General features: G+C 54.6%; 13 protein-coding genes. 6 read left to right on the top strand and 7 right to left on the bottom strand.

All coding sequences use genetic code 11. From position 1 onward, the window contains the following. Positions 1–22 precede the first annotated feature (22 nt). From alr to CLU80_RS12530, 3 genes are all read left to right on the top strand, one after another. On the top strand, positions 23–1,096 hold the full coding sequence (alr, locus tag CLU80_RS12540; protein ID WP_099757507.1) for an alanine racemase: 1,074 nt from the start codon (positions 23–25) through the stop codon (positions 1,094–1,096). Positions 1,097–1,184: 88 nt separating this feature from the next. Next, the gene (locus CLU80_RS12535; protein ID WP_007920393.1) at positions 1,185–1,733 is read left to right on the top strand and encodes a cupin domain-containing protein; all 549 of its coding nucleotides are present in this window, start codon (positions 1,185–1,187) and stop codon (positions 1,731–1,733) included. 181 nt (positions 1,734–1,914) lie between these two features. Then, the gene (locus tag CLU80_RS12530; RefSeq protein ID WP_016985831.1) at positions 1,915–2,331 is read left to right on the top strand and encodes a c-type cytochrome; all 417 of its coding nucleotides are present in this window, start codon (positions 1,915–1,917) and stop codon (positions 2,329–2,331) included. A 55-nt stretch (positions 2,332–2,386) separates the two neighbouring features. Here CLU80_RS12530 and CLU80_RS12525 read toward each other — a convergent pair whose 3' ends face one another. From CLU80_RS12525 to lanM, 4 genes are read right to left on the bottom strand one after another with little or no spacing between them, the layout of a single operon-like run. Further along, positions 2,387–3,106 (bottom strand): AAA family ATPase, encoded by a 720-nt coding sequence (locus CLU80_RS12525; protein ID WP_099757506.1) that lies wholly within the window; start codon positions 3,104–3,106, stop codon positions 2,387–2,389. After that, positions 3,099–3,983 carry a 6TM ABC transporter family protein gene (locus CLU80_RS12520; RefSeq protein WP_099757505.1) on the bottom strand — a complete coding sequence of 295 codons (885 nt, stop codon included), beginning with the start codon at positions 3,981–3,983 and terminating at the stop codon, positions 3,099–3,101. The genes CLU80_RS12525 and CLU80_RS12520 overlap by 8 nt, the downstream gene beginning before the upstream one ends. Positions 3,984–3,986: 3 nt before the next feature. Then, positions 3,987–4,865 carry a 6TM ABC transporter family protein gene (locus tag CLU80_RS12515; RefSeq protein WP_099757504.1) on the bottom strand — a complete coding sequence of 293 codons (879 nt, stop codon included), beginning with the start codon at positions 4,863–4,865 and terminating at the stop codon, positions 3,987–3,989. Next, the gene (gene lanM / locus CLU80_RS12510; RefSeq protein WP_099757503.1) at positions 4,862–7,795 is read right to left on the bottom strand and encodes a type 2 lanthipeptide synthetase LanM; all 2,934 of its coding nucleotides are present in this window, start codon (positions 7,793–7,795) and stop codon (positions 4,862–4,864) included. Before lanM ends, CLU80_RS12515 begins: the two co-directional genes overlap by 4 nt. A 585-nt stretch (positions 7,796–8,380) precedes the next feature. Here lanM and CLU80_RS12505 point away from each other — a divergent pair. Beyond that, the gene (locus CLU80_RS12505; RefSeq protein WP_099757502.1) at positions 8,381–10,303 is read left to right on the top strand and encodes an acetyl-CoA hydrolase/transferase C-terminal domain-containing protein; all 1,923 of its coding nucleotides are present in this window, start codon (positions 8,381–8,383) and stop codon (positions 10,301–10,303) included. A 136-nt stretch (positions 10,304–10,439) separates the two neighbouring features. On the opposite strand, the gene CLU80_RS12500 is transcribed toward CLU80_RS12505, so the two are convergent. Both CLU80_RS12500 and rep read right to left on the bottom strand, forming a co-directional pair. After that, on the bottom strand, positions 10,440–11,012 hold the full coding sequence (locus CLU80_RS12500) for a xanthine phosphoribosyltransferase (protein WP_007920398.1): 573 nt from the start codon (positions 11,010–11,012) through the stop codon (positions 10,440–10,442). Between the two features lie 59 nt (positions 11,013–11,071). Then, positions 11,072–13,081, bottom strand: a complete 2,010-nt coding sequence (rep, locus tag CLU80_RS12495; protein ID WP_038359196.1) for a DNA helicase Rep — start codon at positions 13,079–13,081, stop codon at positions 11,072–11,074. Between the two features lie 262 nt (positions 13,082–13,343). Here rep and CLU80_RS12490 point away from each other — a divergent pair, with 262 nt between their 5' ends. Beyond that, on the top strand, positions 13,344–15,017 hold the full coding sequence (locus tag CLU80_RS12490; RefSeq protein ID WP_093429679.1) for a putative bifunctional diguanylate cyclase/phosphodiesterase: 1,674 nt from the start codon (positions 13,344–13,346) through the stop codon (positions 15,015–15,017). Positions 15,018–15,125: 108 nt separating this feature from the next. Here CLU80_RS12490 and CLU80_RS12485 read toward each other — a convergent pair whose 3' ends face one another. Further along, positions 15,126–16,520 carry a NorM family multidrug efflux MATE transporter gene (locus tag CLU80_RS12485; RefSeq protein ID WP_093429680.1) on the bottom strand — a complete coding sequence of 465 codons (1,395 nt, stop codon included), beginning with the start codon at positions 16,518–16,520 and terminating at the stop codon, positions 15,126–15,128. A gap of 158 nt (positions 16,521–16,678) precedes the next feature. Between CLU80_RS12485 and CLU80_RS12480 the strand changes: the two genes are divergently transcribed. Then, a complete protein-coding gene (locus CLU80_RS12480; RefSeq protein ID WP_099757501.1) occupies positions 16,679–17,599 on the top strand; it encodes a LysR substrate-binding domain-containing protein in 921 nt (306 codons plus the stop codon). The last annotated feature ends 90 nt before the right edge of the window (positions 17,600–17,689 follow it).

The following is a 17,689-nucleotide window of genomic DNA, read 5'->3' as shown; positions in this document are numbered from 1 at the left end:
GACCGCCTAGAAGTCTGCTGCCATGCGTCCTGCCCGTGCCCTGATCGACCTAGAAGCCCTGCGCCACAACTACCGAATTGCCCGCGAAGTCACTGGCGCCAAGGCGCTTGCGGTGATCAAGGCGGACGCCTACGGCCATGGCGCGGTGCGTTGCGCCCAGGCACTGGAAACCGAGGCCGACGGTTTTGCCGTCGCCTGCATCGAAGAAGCGCTGGAGTTGCGCGCGGCCGGCATCAAGGCCCCGGTGTTGTTGCTCGAAGGCATCTTCGAAGCCGATGAGCTAGCGATGATTGTCGAGCATGATTTCTGGACCGTGGTGCATTCGCTGTGGCAGCTCGAAGCGATTGAGCAGGCAACACTGAGCAAGCCGATCACCGTGTGGCTGAAGCTTGATTCGGGCATGCATCGCGTTGGTCTGCATCCGAAGGACTATCCGGCGGCCTATCAGCGTCTGCTGGCCAGCGGCAAAGTGGCGAAGATCGTGTTGATGAGCCACTTCGCCCGCGCCGATGAGCTGCACGCGCAGAGCAGCACCGAGCAAGTCGCGGTGTTTGAAGCGGCGCGTCAGGGCCTGGCGGCGGAAGTCAGCCTGCGTAACTCGCCGGCCGTGCTCGGTTGGCCGCAGATTCACAGCGACTGGGTGCGTCCGGGCATCATGCTCTACGGCGCGACCCCGTTCGAGGAGGCCAACGCCGTGGCTGATCGCCTGCAACCGGTGATGACCCTGGAGTCGAAAGTCATCTGCGTCCGTGAACTGTCCGCCGGTGAGCCGATCGGCTACGGTGCCAAATTCATCACCGACAAGCCGATGCGCGTCGGCGTGGTGGCGATGGGTTATGCCGATGGCTACCCGCGTCAGGCGCCGACCGGCACGCCGGTACTGGTGGCGGGTAAACGCAGTCGGATTCTCGGTCGCGTGTCGATGGACATGCTCTGCATCGACCTCACCGATGTGCCTGAAGCTGGCCTCGGTTCGAGCGTTGAGCTGTGGGGTAAAAACATCCTCGCCAGCGAAGTGGCGCAGTGGGCGGACACCATTCCGTACCAGATCTTCTGCAACCTGCGTCGGGTGCCAAGGCTCTATTCCGAGGGTTGACGCCGCTGCGGGGGCCAAGTGTTGTAAATACTGAACGCTGTCGCCATGATAACGCTCAATATTCTTACAACATCAGGAGGCTCCCGCCTTGGACGTCGGTGAACGACTGCAATCGATCCGCAAGCTCAAAGGGCTTTCCCAGCGTGAACTCGCCAAACGCGCGGGCGTCACCAACAGCACCATTTCGATGATCGAAAAGAACAGCGTCAGCCCTTCGATCAGTTCGCTGAGGAAGGTACTGGGCGGGATTCCCATGTCGATGGTCGAGTTCTTTTCCGAAGAAATCCTGCAGGAAGTCCCGACCCAGATCGTCTACAAGGCCAACGAGCTGATCGACATTTCCGACGGCGCCGTGACCATGAAACTGGTCGGCCGCGCGCACCCCAGCCGCGCCATCGCCTTCCTCAACGAAATCTACCCACCGGGTGCCGACACCGGCGAAGAAATGCTCACCCATGAAGGCGAAGAAACCGGGATTCTGGTGGAAGGTCGTCTGGAACTGGTGGTGGGTCTGGAAACTTTTATTCTCGAAGCCGGCGACAGCTACTACTTTGAAAGTACCAAGCCGCACCGTTTTCGTAATCCGTTCGACGCGCCTGCGCGACTAATCAGCGCAGCCACGCCGGCGAATTTTTAACAAAGAGGTGCCAAGCCATGGCGGCAAAGGCATCCGGACCGTTTATCTACCGTGCGGTATAACCCCTTCGACTATGGGGTTGTTTCAGTGTGGCGGGCTACCCGCTATACTTCCGCCCGCCTGCGAACCGTGGCCGCAGGCGTGAATAGCCACCATTGAGGGTGAACGCGTGAACCTAATTATGAAAATGCTGGCCGCACCAGCAACCGTACTGGCCCTCTGGGCTGTCAGCGCTCAAGCTGCGACGAATGACGACATTGCCAAACGCCTGGAGCCGGTTGGCCAGGTGTGTGTACAAGGTCAGGAATGCAAGGGGATGGAAGTTGCCGCTTCCGCAGGCGGCGGTGGCGGGGCGAAAACCCCGGATGAGGTGATTGCCAAGCATTGCAATGCTTGCCACGGTACCGGGTTGTTGGGCGCGCCGAAGATCGGTGACACCGCAGCGTGGAAAGAGCGTGCTGATCATCAGGGTGGTCTTGATGGCATCCTCGCCAAAGCCATCACCGGTATCAATTCGATGCCGCCGAAAGGCACCTGCGCCGATTGCTCGGATGATGAGTTGAAGGGCGCGATCCAGAAGATGTCTGGCCTGAAATAAGCCGCGTCTCTGGCGAAAAAAACCGTCTTCGGACGGTTTTTTTGTGTCTGCAGCATCACTGCATGCTTTTCGCGATAAAGGCACCGGAAGAATTAAGTACGGCTTTGTACACAGCATAAGCATCAGTATCTGCCGGAGTTATTGGTTCGGAGCGCCCTTCCGATATCTGTCTCAGATCACATCCCGGGATCGACATAATGAGAGGTGAGTGAGTGGCGATGATGAACTGTGCGCCCTTGCGTGCCAGCTCCATCATTCGGTTGATAAACACTAATTGCCTCAATGGGGATAACGACGCTTCCGGTTCATCGAGAACGTACAGTCCCTGGGCTTTGAATCGGTTTTGAAACAGCGCCTCCATTGCTTCACCGTGCGACATGCAATGCATATCCACGCCGCCGTAATAGGTCTTTATTTCGGGATCAAAGCTCCCCTCTGCATCAAGCTTGCGGATCGCAGTGTTCAAGTTATAGAAGGTTTCTGCTCTGTAGAAAAAAACGTCCTTCTCCCTTCGGTAGCCTTTTGAAAGCGTCAGGGTTTCGTACAGTTTCGAATGGGTGTTCTCAGTCGAGAAATTGAAGTTTTTCCCACCGCCTTCTGGATTGCATCCCAATTTGATGGCAAGTGCTTCAAGCAGGGTGGATTTTCCAGAACCGTTTTCTCCGATAAATACGGTAATTCTGTTATTGAATTGAAGCGGAAAAAGGCCGCGTAGAAAATGAGCCGCAACTCTGTCTGACTTAAGGCGTATCTGCTGAATGAATAAATCATTCATATTGGTGCCCCCTGAATACTCTACCGACGGATACCTTTACTCCAATCATTGTTATACCAAGTCTTATCGAACTCGTGCTGGCCATGGTAAAAATTCCGACGTAACCAAGATAAGCAATAAGACGCTCGCCGAATAACTCCGGCGTCGCAGTGGCGCTAAAAATGATGACTGATACTGTCCCGGCCGAGATAGCCATCTCCGGCCAGAAGCACTGAATTGCGTTGGCTTTTTGATATCTGTAACGTGCTTGTATTGTGTTGCTCAAACATCCATTGCTATTGCTGATAAGTGATTGAAAACTTTGCTCATCAATTGTGGGTGTGCTGAAAGTGCTGATTAACGATTCCTTGTACAGGTCTTCATTGCTCATTTCGTCTTTATACAGACTCTGGATTTGTGGTTTTGCAAATTTCAACTGCACACAAGTCAATGTCGTAATAAATATCAAGGGGATGAGAAAATAAGCGTTTTCACGAAGTAAGATATAGGCTGTGGCAAAGGTCAAAATACAAGATCCTGCCAGATGAATTAAGTCATGAAGGACTGAAGCAATTTTCTCGGCATCTTCTTTGATCATCGTCACGCGAGAGCTTAACGGGCGAGGTCTTTCATCATGCACAATGAAATTGATGAGTGAAAAGCGAGATTTCGCTTCCATGAGCGCCGCCATGGAGCTGCCCAGAGTTTGAGTCGCGAGTTTGGATAAAAAAATAGCGGTGAGAAGGAAATACAGATTAGTGCTGACAGCACCACTACTGAGAGCTGTAAGTCCCTCTGCCACGATCGAAGGTATTAGCAACTGACATGCAGCTGCTAAACTCAGGCATACTGTTGAAAACAAAAATAATGCCCCGTTTTTTCGCAAGCACATAAGCATAATTCAGCGCCTCCCGAGCTGTAGTTTATAGCTCAGAATTCGATTACGGCGATAAGAGGCCTCTCTGCTTGAGTAGTAAATGGATATAAGTGACATTGTTGGGCTGAGCACACGCTCAAGGTAGATGGCTGAGGCAAAGATAGCGCCTGTTGTCAAAGCGCTTTCACTTATTAAATGAGCGGATATCAAGAATAAAAAAACTATCGCTACCAAGTAACATGTGCCTGAAATTGATTCGAAAAAAGATGCCTTCAGGTTTGAACGAAAAGCGAGGCGCTCAATTTTTTTGATGTCCAGCTTGACTCTGTCGTTGTACGGTTTGGCATCGCATACATGCGCACAGATTGTCCCGATTATAACGGTGTTTTCTTGGACGTATTCTTCAAAAAGGGTGTCGCTCTTTCTCCGGGTTATAAAATATGCAGCTGAGGCATATAGCAGGCCGCTAAGGGGGGCGAGCACCAGAAGAGGATGATACTGAGCAGTTATAATCAGCGCGAAGATTATTATGCTGAAGTTGAGTGAGGTGTCAAAGAATACCGAATGGTATAGATATATCGAGCCGTCAACATCACGGTCGATAAGTTCGATCTGCTCACCTGGGTTTTCCCTATATGTGGTTGCCTTGCTTCGCAGGTGCGTTAGAATTGTCCTTTTCAGAATATATCTTGTCTTGGCAGCAGTCCTTTGTAGATAAATGTTGGCTGCTAGTTTCAAGGGGGGCGTCGCGATGATAAGAAGCGAAGCGCCTGCGAGTGCATATAAATATGAGCGGTCTTGGGATAGGTAAAAATTAATTGAACTGCCGATTAGGTAGGGCGATGCGCTTGTTAGAACTGAGATGCCTAGGCCAAAGCAGCAAAGTATTAGGTTGCTTTTCATGGTTTGATAAATTCCATTTGGTGCGGAAGAAATGGAAACTCGTAGTTACGGTCAGTCAAGCCAATAGAGCCAAGTAGTGAACCCACGCGTCCGATCCATAATCCTAATGGATCGGCAGTTTTTGTTCTCAAGATTCTCGAATTTTGTTCACTTAAGTTAACGATGTTCGACCATAGAAAAACTTGTGGGTCGAGCAACGATTCCGGTGAGATCTTTTTCATGATATTCAGAATCCCATAAGCGCCATGACATAAAGAGTCATTGACGGGTCTCTTTCGTTTTTCGAGATTCGAATATGAGAATGCGGCTTTTGGTGGGTGTTTTTCCAAGAAATCTAGCGCAGGCTGTACTCCATTGTTTGCGAAATAACTGATCGCCAAATAATTACCAGGTAAACCGTGGCTCCACGCAAACTCACCGGCGCTTGATTCCGAGCGTTTTCTGTAGTCGCGCCAATTTTCAATTGAATCATCATATTCGTTAAGCTCCCAAGACAAAAAGCCTAGGAATAATTCGTGGATTGAATCTTTTTTTGCGATAAGTTTATTAAAGTAAAATAATGAGTATGCGCACCCCATTATTCCGTGAGACAGGCCACTCAATAAAGCGTCGCTTCTCGTTGTGATTGCATTGTCGAATGTGGGTAGTTTGCTTCCAGATATAAAGGTGAGTTCGGTCTCTATTTTTTTGTATAAGGAGTTGGCTAAATCGGAAAACGATAAATCTTTAGTAAGATCGAATAATAGCGTGAGTACATTTAGAGTGCCGAACATTCCAGAAAGAAAGTCAGAGCCCCAAAAATATTTTTGCCACCATGGTTCTCCCAGTACGTCTTCAACATATTTTTTATACAGCTGTAGTAGTTGGCTCTGCCTTTCATCGTCGAAATAATTTAAGCCTATCAGGAGCGGAACGATTGCGGACGATAGACCGAAGTGAAAGCCCCCTAAGTGCGTACCCTTATTTGTCAGTTTTTTAACTATTCTACTGTGGCAATGATTTAGTAGTTCAGTTACCAGAGCTTTATCTATGGCGCTGCTATGACTGGCCGCCACTACGCAGCCATAAAGAATACCAGACAATCCGTAGTAGAAGTCATCTCCTAACTCCGAGAACTCCATATAGCCACCTGGTGATGAGTGAAATCCTAGCCAGAGCCCATTACTTGAAATTTCGGTGCGTAACAGTTCATTGATCAAGCATGCGTTGATTTCCGATGATGTCCTGATTTTGTTAATGATCTCGTCTGTATTTGAATAACGGGGATCTCTCACATCGTCGTGTTGTTTGAAGGAGTGGTCCGTGAGTTTATTTCCGTGTTCATACATGTTTTTCATTGCTAAAAGGGTGTTTGAAGTTAGTTTCTCTTCAAATGCAATTCTGTTTTTGTCCAAGGTTTTGATGTATTGGATACTGTTGTCTATTCCGTTTATATAATCTTTACTATCGAGGTGCCCTGAACCGCTGTAACCGGGTTCGTAGAACTCAAGAACACCGGCTTGTCCTCGAGCAAAAGGTATGTCCAGATCCAAGCAAGCTGAGACCTCCGCGTTGAGAAAGCCTATCGCGGGAGCTGTGTCGTTATTAAGGATATTTTCCAGGAAGGCCGTTCGTTTGTCAGTGCAACGCATTAAGGTTGCATGCAGGGAACATTGAATGGCGTAGTGATATGTCGCGGTCGGTCTGGGGATATACCTGTTTTGTCGGCCTCTAAAAGATTTAATTGTTTCGATAATTGACGGTTGCGCATTGTTCAATATAGAAAATAGAGTGGTTAGGCCATCAATGATTTGATTTTCGTAGTCCCACGGCTGCGCCGGTTTCTCGTTAAGATATAAAACATTCTGATTTGGGAATATTTTAACTCCGTCCATGCCAAATTGACTGTGACCAGTTTCGTCTTCTAAGTGTTGATACAGGTTTAGGCTGACATATTGCTCTGATAATCCACCCAGCGCACTCAAGTCTACACCGATACCATCGGTGCCTTTCCAAGTCCAATTCGGAAGAATACTTGTTTGGGTAACGTTCCACCGAACTTCTCTCGGGATTGTCTCAATGTTTAAGGTGCTGTAAAAAATTGTCTCCAGATCAATGGGTATAGGGCTTGATCCATGCGCAATCAGATTGTCAGAGGTAATGTCCGCAGCCATAAAGGCCGTGCAATAACCTAATAAAAATCCTGCTCTTTTAAAGTATTGATGTACCTCTTCTTCAGTTTCTGCCTGCTTTTGAGGTGTATGCTCTGACCATCCATGTTCTTTTTTCACCAAATAAATTGGTATTTTCCATTCGCAAAAGTCAGTGCCTGCGGCACTGCTCAAAGACAGTAGAAAACCGGAAGCTTCCGCTTCAAGTTTAAGATTTCTTGGTTTGTAAATTATTTTTATGGAGTTAAAGGAAAGCGTGCAAACGGTCCTCGATCCGTAATGCGTTTCGCTAGTCGCGACATCAATAGCGGAGAGGTTGACGTCAGACCCAATATTGAATACTTCGTTAATCTCCTGTCTGTCTTCTTTTAAATGAGTAAAAAACTGTAATGTAAATTCGACAAAATTTTGTGATATTTTGGTGAGGACTCGATCTAGCTCTGGATAAGCTTTAATGATGTCGGTGAGATAGCTTTTATTTTCGCTAACTAACTTGTAGTAAGAGGAGGTTTCCATCTCTCTGCCGATGATGGATTTTTCAAATATTTGTTTTTCGGTGATTAAAACGTTATTAGCTGCGTTGGTAATTCTCGCTGCCAGGTTTGTTGCGAAACCGCTGATAATAACTGACTGAGTTTCCAAGGCGCTTCCGGATGTTTTTGGAAGTTTATTTTCGATGTGGTAAATATAGTAAGACAGGTATGGCCATAGCGGGCAGTCTGTGGTCAGGCTTCGGTGCGAGTTCAAGGGTTCAGTTAAAAACTCAATCGGCGTTTTCAATGTAAAAAAATCCTAAAGTAATTGAAAGGGGCGGCACGTATTGACCGCCCCTGGCTCATAACTACATGTAAGTCGCGTAGCAGCACCCTTGCCAACATTGTGAGCAACAACTAGTGCATGGTCGCGAACCGCTGCTGGCTGCGCTTAAGTTGCTGAATGCTTGAATTGCCAGCGTTGAAATAGGTGCGCTTGAATTTAGAATGTGTGCCCTCGCACTACGGATTGCTAAGAAGTCGATTTCCATAATTTTTCCTTATAAGTTTATGTTTGGCCTAAAAGTATTGATTGCTAATGAAGTGTTACGTTTTTAATGCTAGCTGTGACTCAGATAACTTCAATTCAGAAGTGTCCTGAAGTTCTGCGTGATTAAATTCGAGCCAATGTAGGAAAGAAGTCACGGGCTTGTGCGATGATTCTTTTGGTGTTGTTAATTCATTGTTATTGTTGAAAGTTCTCTGGGTGTGGTTGCGCCAAGCACTGCACTCGCCTACTTCACGTTTTTTTCGCATTAATTGCCTTCCCTCGGAAGTAAATCCCCGGCAAGCTCGGTCTACCCCTATTCACGGAACGGGCAGGAGGCTTCAGATGGTGCAGTTGTGTTCGATCGAACAGGCGGTGGACGACGTGCTGGCGCGGTTGCCGGCGCATATCCACATGGGCATGCCGCTGGGGTTGGGCAAGCCCAATCACTTCGTCAACGCGCTGTACCGACGGATCAAAGGCCTGCCCGAGCGGCAACTGACGATCTACACCGCGCTGTGCCTCGGCCGGCCGAACCTGGGCGATGGTTTGCAAAAACGCTTTATCGAACCCTTCGTCGAACGCGTCTTCGGTGACTACCCGGAGTTCGATTTCCTCGCCGACCTGCACCGCGACAGCCTGCCCGCCAACATCCGTATCGAGCAGTTTTTCATGCAGCCCGGCAGCCTGCTCAACAGCGCGCCGGCCCAGCAGAATTACGTCAGCAGCAACTACAGCCACGCCGCGCGCGACATCAACGCCGCCGGGCTCAATCTGGTGGCGCAATTACTGGCCAGCAGCAGCGAACACCCCGACCGTCTGAGCCTGAGTTGCAACCCGGACATCACCCTCGACCTGTTGCCGATGATCGCCAAGCGCCGCCACGCCGGGGAGACCATTTTGCTGGTCGGTCAGGTGCACACCGATCTGCCGTACATGCCCGGTGATGCCGAAGTCGATATCGACACCTTCGACCTGCTGATCGACGCGAAAGACAGCAGCACGCTGTTTTCCACGCCGAACATGCCGGTGGGTTTTCAGGATCATTTCATTGGCTTGCACGCCAGCACGCTGGTGCGCGACGGCGGTACATTGCAGATCGGCATCGGCTCGATGGGCGATGCGCTGACTGCCGCTTTGCTGGCGCGCCAAGCCGATAATACCGGCTATCAAGCGTTGCTCGACGACATCAACCTCAGCCAATGGGCGCAGTTGATCAACCGCGAAGGCGGCACCGGGCCGTTCGCCAAAGGCCTGTACGGTTGCAGCGAAATGTTCGTCAACGGCCTGCTGGTACTGGCTGATGCCGGGATCATTCGGCGCAAGGTCTACCCCGATGTACCGACGCAGGAACAGGCCAACGCCGGCACCCTCGACGAGGCCGCGCAGACTGACGGGATTTCGGTGCATGGCGGTTTCTTCCTTGGTCCGCGCAGCTTCTATGAGCGCCTGCGTGAGTTACCGCAGAGCAAACGCCTCGAATTCAACATGACCCGCATCAGTTACATCAACGAGTTGTATGGGCAGGAAGAGCTCAAGCGCTTGCAGCGTCTTGACGCGCGATTCATCAACACCGTGTTCACCATGACTTTGCTCGGTGCCGGTGTGGCGGATCAACTGGAGGATGGACGGGTACTCAGCGGTGTCGGCGGGCAGTACAACTTTGTCGCGCAGGGCCACGCGCTGCACGATGCCCGATCGATTCTGATCCTGCGTAGCTGGCGCGAATCCGGTGGTGACGTCAGTTCCAACATCGTCTGGGAATACGGCCATTGCACGATCCCACGGCATCTGCGCGACATCGTCGTGACCGAGTACGGCATCGCTGATCTGCGCGGCAAAGCCGACGCAGTAGTGATCGAGTCGCTGCTGAACATTAGTGACTCGCGCTTCCAGCAGGGGCTGATCGAGCAAGCGCAAAAGGTCGGCAAGCTGCCAAAAGATTTCCGCCTCGACCCACGCTTTGCCGATAACACACCGCAGCGTCTGCAGGCGATCGCCGCACGGCATCCGAACCTGTTTCCGGAGTATCCGCTGGGCTGTGATTTCACTGCGATCGAACGGGATTTGCTGCGGGCGCTGAACTGGCTGAAGAGCAAATTCAAACTCACCGAAATCCTCGATCTCGGCAAAGCAGCCCTCGATGCGCCCGAGGCATCGCTATACCCCGAACACCTCGAACGCATGCAGCTGACAAACCCGGAAGGCCTGAAAGAAGACCTCTTCCAACGCCTGCTGCTCACCGGCCTCAAAGCCACCGCGCAGTAACAAGCGACAAAAAACCTGTGGGAGCGAGCTTGCTCGCGAAAGCGGTTAGTCAGTCACTGAAGAGGGGACTGATCTGACGCCTTCGCGAGCAAGCTCGCTCCCACAGGTATTGCGGTGAGCTTGCGGCTTTCAGCGGTTATTCGATGAAGGTAACAACGCCATCCTTCAGCGATTTCACCCGAGCCAGCGATTCGACGCGGTAGCCTTGCGAGTCCAGCTCGGCGCGGCCGCCCTGGAACGACTTCTCGATGACGATGCCCAGACCGGCAACGGTCGCGCCGGCTTGCTTGATGATCGAGATCAGCGCTTGCGACGCCTTACCGTTGGCCAGGAAGTCGTCGATGATCAGCACGCGGTCGCTGCTGGTCAGGTGGCGCGGGGAGATGGCCACGGTGCTTTCGGTCTTCTTGGTGAACGAGTAAACGGTCGCCGACAGCAGGTTTTCCGTCAGGGTCAGGGACTGTTGCTTGCGGGCGAAGATCACCGGCACGCCGAGGTTCAGACCGGTCATGATCGCCGGGGCGATGCCCGAGGCTTCGATGGTGACGATCTTGGTGATGCCCGAATCCTTGAACAGCGAGGCGAATTCGTCGCCGATCAGCTTCATCAGGGCCGGGTCGATCTGGTGGTTCAGGAAGGCGTCGACCTTCAGGACCTGGTCGGAAAGCACAATGCCTTGTTCGCGGATTTTCTGGTGCAATGCTTCCATGAAGCTGTCCTCTTTTGGCGCTTTGTGCGCCGAAGGTCTAGTAAAAAAAGTGGTCAATTCTAGCGCTTTAACATCGCGCGTATATCGGCCAATGCGTTGTTGCCGCGCACGGCTTTGACTTCGGTCGGTGTGTCGTCGTTGCCTTCCCACGCCAGATCGTCCGGCGGTAGCTCATCGAGGAAGCGGCTGGGCGCGCAGTCGATGATCTCGCCGTACTGCTTGCGCTTGGCGGCGAAGGTGAAGGCCAGGGTCTGACGCGCGCGGGTGATGCCCACGTAGGCCAGGCGGCGTTCCTCTTCGATGGTGTCGGCTTCGATGCTGGAGCGGTGCGGGAGGATTTCCTCTTCCATGCCCATGATGAACACGTAAGGGAATTCCAGACCCTTGGACGCGTGCAAAGTCATCATCTGCACGCCTTCGGCGCCGTCTTCCTCTTCCTGCTGACGTTCGAGCATGTCGCGCAGGACCAGTTTGCCGATGGCGTCCTCGACGGTCATTTCGCCTTCTTCGTCCTTTTCAAGGGTGTTTTTCAACGCCTCGATCAGGAACCAGACGTTGCTCATCCGGTAATCGGCCGCCTTGTCGCTGGAGCTGTTGGTGCGCAGCCAGTTCTCATAGTCGATGTCCATGACCATGCTGCGCAGCGCCGAGATCGGATCCTCACCGGCGCATTGCTCACGGACCTTGTCCATGAAGCGTTTGAAGCGCGACAGGCGATCGGTGAAGCGGCTGTCCAGATGCTCGCCCAGACCGATTTCGTCGGTGGCGGCGTACATCGAGATCTTGCGTTCGGTGGCGTAGTTGCCGAGTTTTTCCAGGGTGGTCGAGCCGATTTCGCGGCGCGGTACGTTGATCACCCGCAGGAAGGCGTTGTCGTCATCCGGGTTGACGATCAGGCGGAAGTAGGCCATCAGGTCCTTCACTTCCTGGCGGCCGAAGAAGCTGTTGCCGCCGCTCAGGCGATACGGCACCTGGTGGTGCTGCAGCTTCAGTTCGATCAGCTTGGCCTGGTAGTTGCCGCGATAAAGGATGGCGAAATCGCTGTACGGACGGTCGGTGCGCAAGTGCAGGCTGAGAATTTCCATGGCCACGCGCTCGGCTTCGGCGTCCTCATTGCGGCAGCGGATCACGCGGATCTCGTCGCCGTGGCCCATCTCGCTCCACAGCTGCTTTTCGAATTCGTGCGGGTTGTTCGAGATCAGCACGTTGGCGCAGCGCAGGATGCGGCTGGTGGAGCGGTAGTTCTGCTCGAGCATCACCACTTTCAGGGACGGATAGTCGTCCTTGAGCAGCATCAGGTTTTCCGGCCGCGCACCGCGCCAGGCGTAGATCGACTGGTCGTCGTCGCCGACCACGGTGAACTGGTTGCGCTTGCCGATGAGCATTTTTACCAGCAGGTATTGGCTGGCGTTGGTGTCCTGGTATTCGTCGACCAACAGGTAACGGACTTTGTTCTGCCACTTTTCGAGGATGTCGGCATGTTCTTCGAAGAGTTTTACCGGCAGCAGGATCAGGTCGTCGAAGTCCACCGCGTTGAACGCTTTCAGCGTGCGCTGGTAGTGGGTGTAGACGATGGCGGCGGTCTGTTCCTTGGGATTGCGCGCGTTCTCCAGCGCCTGAGGCGGCAGGATCAGGTCGTTTTTCCAGGCGCCGATCATGTTCTTGATCTCGTCGACGCCGTCGTCGCCCGCGTATTCCTTCTGCATGATGTCGGTCATCAGCGCTTTTACATCGGTCTCGTCAAAGATCGAGAAACCGGGTTTGTAGCCCAGCCGCACGTGCTCCTTGCGGATGATGTTCAGACCGAGGTTGTGGAACGTGCAGACGGTCAGGCCGCGACCTTCGCCGGCCCGCAGCAGAGTGCCGACCCGCTCTTTCATCTCGCGCGCGGCCTTGTTGGTAAAGGTCATGGCGACGATGTACTGGGCACGGATGCCGCAGTTCTGGATCAGGTGCGCGATTTTGCGCGTGATCACGCTGGTTTTGCCGGAGCCAGCACCGGCGAGCACCAATAGAGGGCCGCCGACGTAGTTCACGGCTTCTTGCTGCCGGGGATTGAGTCGGGACATACGAAAATTCGGGAGTCGTTGACGAAATGGGCCGGCATTTTAACAGGCTCAGCGATTTGTGCCGCTCTCTCCGACTTGTGACGTACCACGCGATTCAAATTTGCCGGTTTTGTTACTTTCGCGGAGGATGCGCGGTGATTTTGCGGCTAATGTTCTCATTCGTGACACAAAATAACGTTTTGATAACCGTTGTCATTTGGTCATTGAACTGCGCAACGGCATAATGCCCCGCCCACATCATTGCAGAGTCTAGGGAGCTAGCTTGTCTACGCCTGTCGAACCCTTGCGTTTGCTGCTACTGGCCGAAGAGCCAGCGTGGACAGCGTTATTGCGTGAGTGTCTGGCTCCAATGGGGAGCGCGGCGGTGCTGATCAGCGCGCCGAGCTGGGATTCGGTCAGCAGTTTGTTCGAAGACAACCGCCATGCGGTGTTGTTGACCCTTCCGGCATTGCAACCGGCACCGGGCCGGTGCAGCCTGCCGACGGTCTTGCTGCTGGAACATGAACCGGACACCGCGCCGGTTGGCGTCAGTGACTGGCTGGTGTTCGACGCCCTCGACGCCGGCATGCTGCGCCGCTGCCTGCGCCATGTGCGCGAACGCGGCGTTCTCGAAAACACCCTGCAACGCCTCGCCGAGCAGGATCCGCTGACCGGCATCGCCAACCGTCAGGGTTTCCAGACCTTGCTTGCTGCGCGCCTCGCGGAAAACGACGGTCGCGGCCTGGCCCTCGGGCATCTCGATCTCGACAACTTCCGCCACGCCAACGATGCGCTTGGCCATCAGGCGGGCGATCGCTTGATCCTGCAAGTGGTCGCACGGCTGAAAAGTCAGCTCGAAGCCGGTGATCAACTGGCGCGGCTGGGCAGCGATGAGTTTGCCCTGCTGATCGACACCCGCCGTGCACCGCAGCGCGCCGAGTGGATGGCCGAACGCATCACCGAAGCGCTCGCCGAACCGTATTGGGTCGATGGCGAAAGCCTGCTGATCGGCTCCAGTCTCGGCATCGCCCACGCCCGTGCGCAGGGCGGCGCTGATCCGCTGATGTGGCACGCCCACATCGCCATGCAGCAGGCCAAGAGCACCCAGGGCTGCACCTTCCATATCTTCAACGAACGCATCAACCGCAATGCGCGGAGCATGGCCGACCTCGAAAGCGAGTTGCGCCGAGCGTTGCGTCGCGATGAGCTGGAATTGCATTACCAGCCACGCCTGAATCTTGAGGATGGCCAGATTGTCGGCCTCGAAGCGTTGGTGCGCTGGCGTCATGGCGAGCGCGGTTTGCTGCCGCCGAGTGAATTTGTCCCTTTGGCCGAGCAGAGCGGTTTGATTGTGCCGCTGGGTTACTGGGTGATTTCCCGGGCCTTGCGTGACATGCAGGCGTTGCGCGAGCGCGGACTGCCGGCGCTGCACATGGCGATCAATCTGTCATTTCGTCAGTTTCAGGACAGTCAGTTGTTGCCGACGCTGAGCCGGTTGATTGCCGAGCGTGGCGTTGAGGCCCAGTGGCTGGAATTCGAACTGACTGAAACCGCCGTGATGCGCCGTAGCGATCTGGTCAAGCAGACCATGGACGCTCTCGGCCGTCTCGGTGTGCGCTTCTCGCTGGATGACTTTGGCACCGGGTTCTCGTCGTTCGTGCACCTCAACAGCCTGCCGATCACCTTGCTGAAGATCGACAAAAGCTTTGTCGGCGGCATGGAGCAGCGCGAAGAGAACCGCAAACTGGTGCACGCGATGATCAATCTCGCGCACAACCTGCATCTGGAAGTGGTGGCGGAGGGGGTGGAAACCCCTGAACAGCTAGAACTGTTGCGCGGGTTTGGTTGCGATCAGGTGCAGGGTTATCTGATCAGCCGGCCGTTGCCGTTGGCGGAGTTGGTTGAATATCTAACCTTCGGCTCAAGCCAACAGTCAGCCCTCGAAATCGTGAGCTGAACGCATAACCCTGTGGGAGCGAGCTTGCTCGCGAAGGCTGCGACACATTCAATACACATGTGTCAGGTACACCGCTTTCGCGAGCAAGCTCGCTCCCACAGGGGAACTTCATTCAGGTTGAGGGATGTTGAAGCCCCGAGATTGCGGCTCCAGCCGAATCATCCGCTTCATCTTCCATTCAAACGCCAGCGTCAAACTCACCGCCGCACACGCCAGGCCCAGCGCCAATCCCCACCAGACACCCGTCGGCCCCCAGTTCAAATGGAACGCCATCCACCATGCCGCCGGTGCGCCAATCAGCCAATAGCAAGCGAGCCCGACCAGAAACGTGGTCTTTGCATCCTTGAGGCCACGAATGCAGCCCATGGCAATCGTCTGCGTGCCGTCGAACAGCTCGAACCACGCCGCCACTGCCAGCAGGCTCACCGCCAGGCGAATCACCTCGGCAAACGCCGGATCATTGTGATCGAGGAACAACCCGACCAACTGGTTCGGCAACAGCCAGAACACCATGGCGAAACCCAGCATCACCACGGCGCCGAAGACGATCCCGACCCGTCCGGACATCCGCGCATCACTCAGTTGCCCGGCGCCGTAATGCTGGCCGACGCGCATGGTGATCGCGTACGACATCCCCGCCGGCACCATGAACGCCACCGAGACAATTTGCAGGGCAATCTGGTGCGCGCCCAATTGCGTGCTGCCCATGGTGCCCATGCACAACGCCGCGAAGGCGAACAAACCGACTTCCACCGCGTAGGTGCCGCCGATTGGCAGGCCGAGGCGCCACAGTTCTTTGAGATATTGCCGGTTGGGCCGCGACAAGCCTTCGCGCAATGGATACGCGTCATAGGCCGGATGCCGGCGAATATGCCAGGCCAGCGCCAACGCCATGCAATTGGCGACAATCGCTGTGACCAGGCCGATGCCCGTCAGGCCCATTTTCGGCAGACCGAACATGCCGGTGATCAGCGCGTAATTGAGCAGGAAATTCGCCACCGTGCCGGCCAGGCTGATGACCATCACCGGTGTCGCCCGGCCGATTGCACTGGTGAAACCGCGCAGGGCCATGAAGCTCAGGTAGCCGGGCAGGGCGAAGGGCAGGGCAATCAGGAATTGCCCGGCCGCGTTGACGTTGGTTTCGGTCTGGCCGAACAGCAGCAACACCGGTTTCAGGTTCCACAGCAGCAACCCGGCGCCCAGCGCCATCAGCCACGCCAGCCACAATCCGGCCTGGGTCAGACGCGCAGCGCCAATGATGTCGCCGGCGCCCTTGCGAATCGCCACCAATGTGCCGACCGCTGCAATCACGCCGATGCAGAAAATCGACACGAACGAATAAGTCGCCGCACCGAGACCGCCGCCCGCAAGCGCTTCAGGACTCAGGCGCGCCATCATCAACGTGTCAGTCAGCACCATCAACATGTGCGCCAACTGTGAAGCAATCAACGGCCCTGCCAGCCGCAGAATGGCCCAGAGTTCGGTACGCACAGGATGCTGCATGGTCATCACCACTCAATTTCAGAGGGAACAGGAGACCGTCGATTCTCGGCGCTTGGCGGGCTTTGCACAAAGGGATAAAAAGGATGGGTGGCATGATTAAAACTCATCCTGAGTAAACGGTTTAAGATTGGCTTTATCCCGCTATCGGAGCTTTCTGCATGTCTCGTCGTCTTCCTCCCTTGTATGCCTTGCGCGCATTTGAAGCGGCGGCGCGACATAGTTCGTTCACCCGGGCTGCCGAGGAACTGTCGATTACCCAGAGTGCGGTAAGTCGGCATATTCGGACCCTCGAAGATCACTTCGCCTGTCGGCTGTTTCATCGCAGCGGGCGCAATCTGCAACTGACCGAAGCGGCGCGGTTGCTGCTGCCCGGGATCCGCGAAGGCTTCAGTGCGCTGGAGCGGGCCTGCAATACCTTGCGTGCCGAGGACGACATTTTGCGCATGAAAGCGCCCTCGACCCTGACCATGCGCTGGTTGCTCGCGCGCCTGAGTCGCTTCCGTCATTTGCAGCTTGGCAACGAAGTGCAACTGACCAGTGCGTGGATGGACGTCGATTCGGTGGACTTCAACGATGAGCCGTTCGACTGCGCGGTGCTGTTGAGTGACGGGCATTTTCCGCCGGACTGGGAGGCCAGCCTGCTGTTTCCTGAAGAGCTGATTCCGGTGGGGGCGCCAAACCTGCTGAATGATCAGCCGTGGGATCTGGCTCGACTGGCTTGCACCGAATTACTTCACCCGACACCGGACCGTCGCGATTGGCGCAGTTGGCTGGAACACATGGGGCTGTCCGATCAGGTGTCACTCAAGGGTGGGCAAGTGTTCGATACCCTCGAATTGGGCATGATCGCGGCGGCGCGCGGGTACGGTGTATCGATGGGCGACCTGTTAATGGTCGCCGAAGATGTGGCGCAGGGAAGGCTGAGCCTGCCGTGGCCAACCGCGGTCGCCAGCGGCTTGAATTACTACCTTGTGTGGCCAAAGACCCGCCCGGGAGGTGAACGTTTGCGCCGTCTCAGCGATTTTCTGCAAAGCGAAGTCCGCGCCATGGAGTTGCCGGCAGTCGCGCGCTTGAGCTGAAACGTTAGAGCCGCCACAATGCCGGCCTTGTGCCATAACCTTGTTTTCCGCTCAAGTATTTGGATCCACCGCCGAATACGTGCTTGTGGA

Source organism: Pseudomonas sp. 29, assembly GCF_002754355.1.
GTDB lineage: Bacteria > Pseudomonadota > Gammaproteobacteria > Pseudomonadales > Pseudomonadaceae > Aquipseudomonas > Aquipseudomonas neuropathica.
Note: the sequence above shows the minus strand (reverse complement) of the source record. Positions and strands in the feature narration are given on the sequence as shown.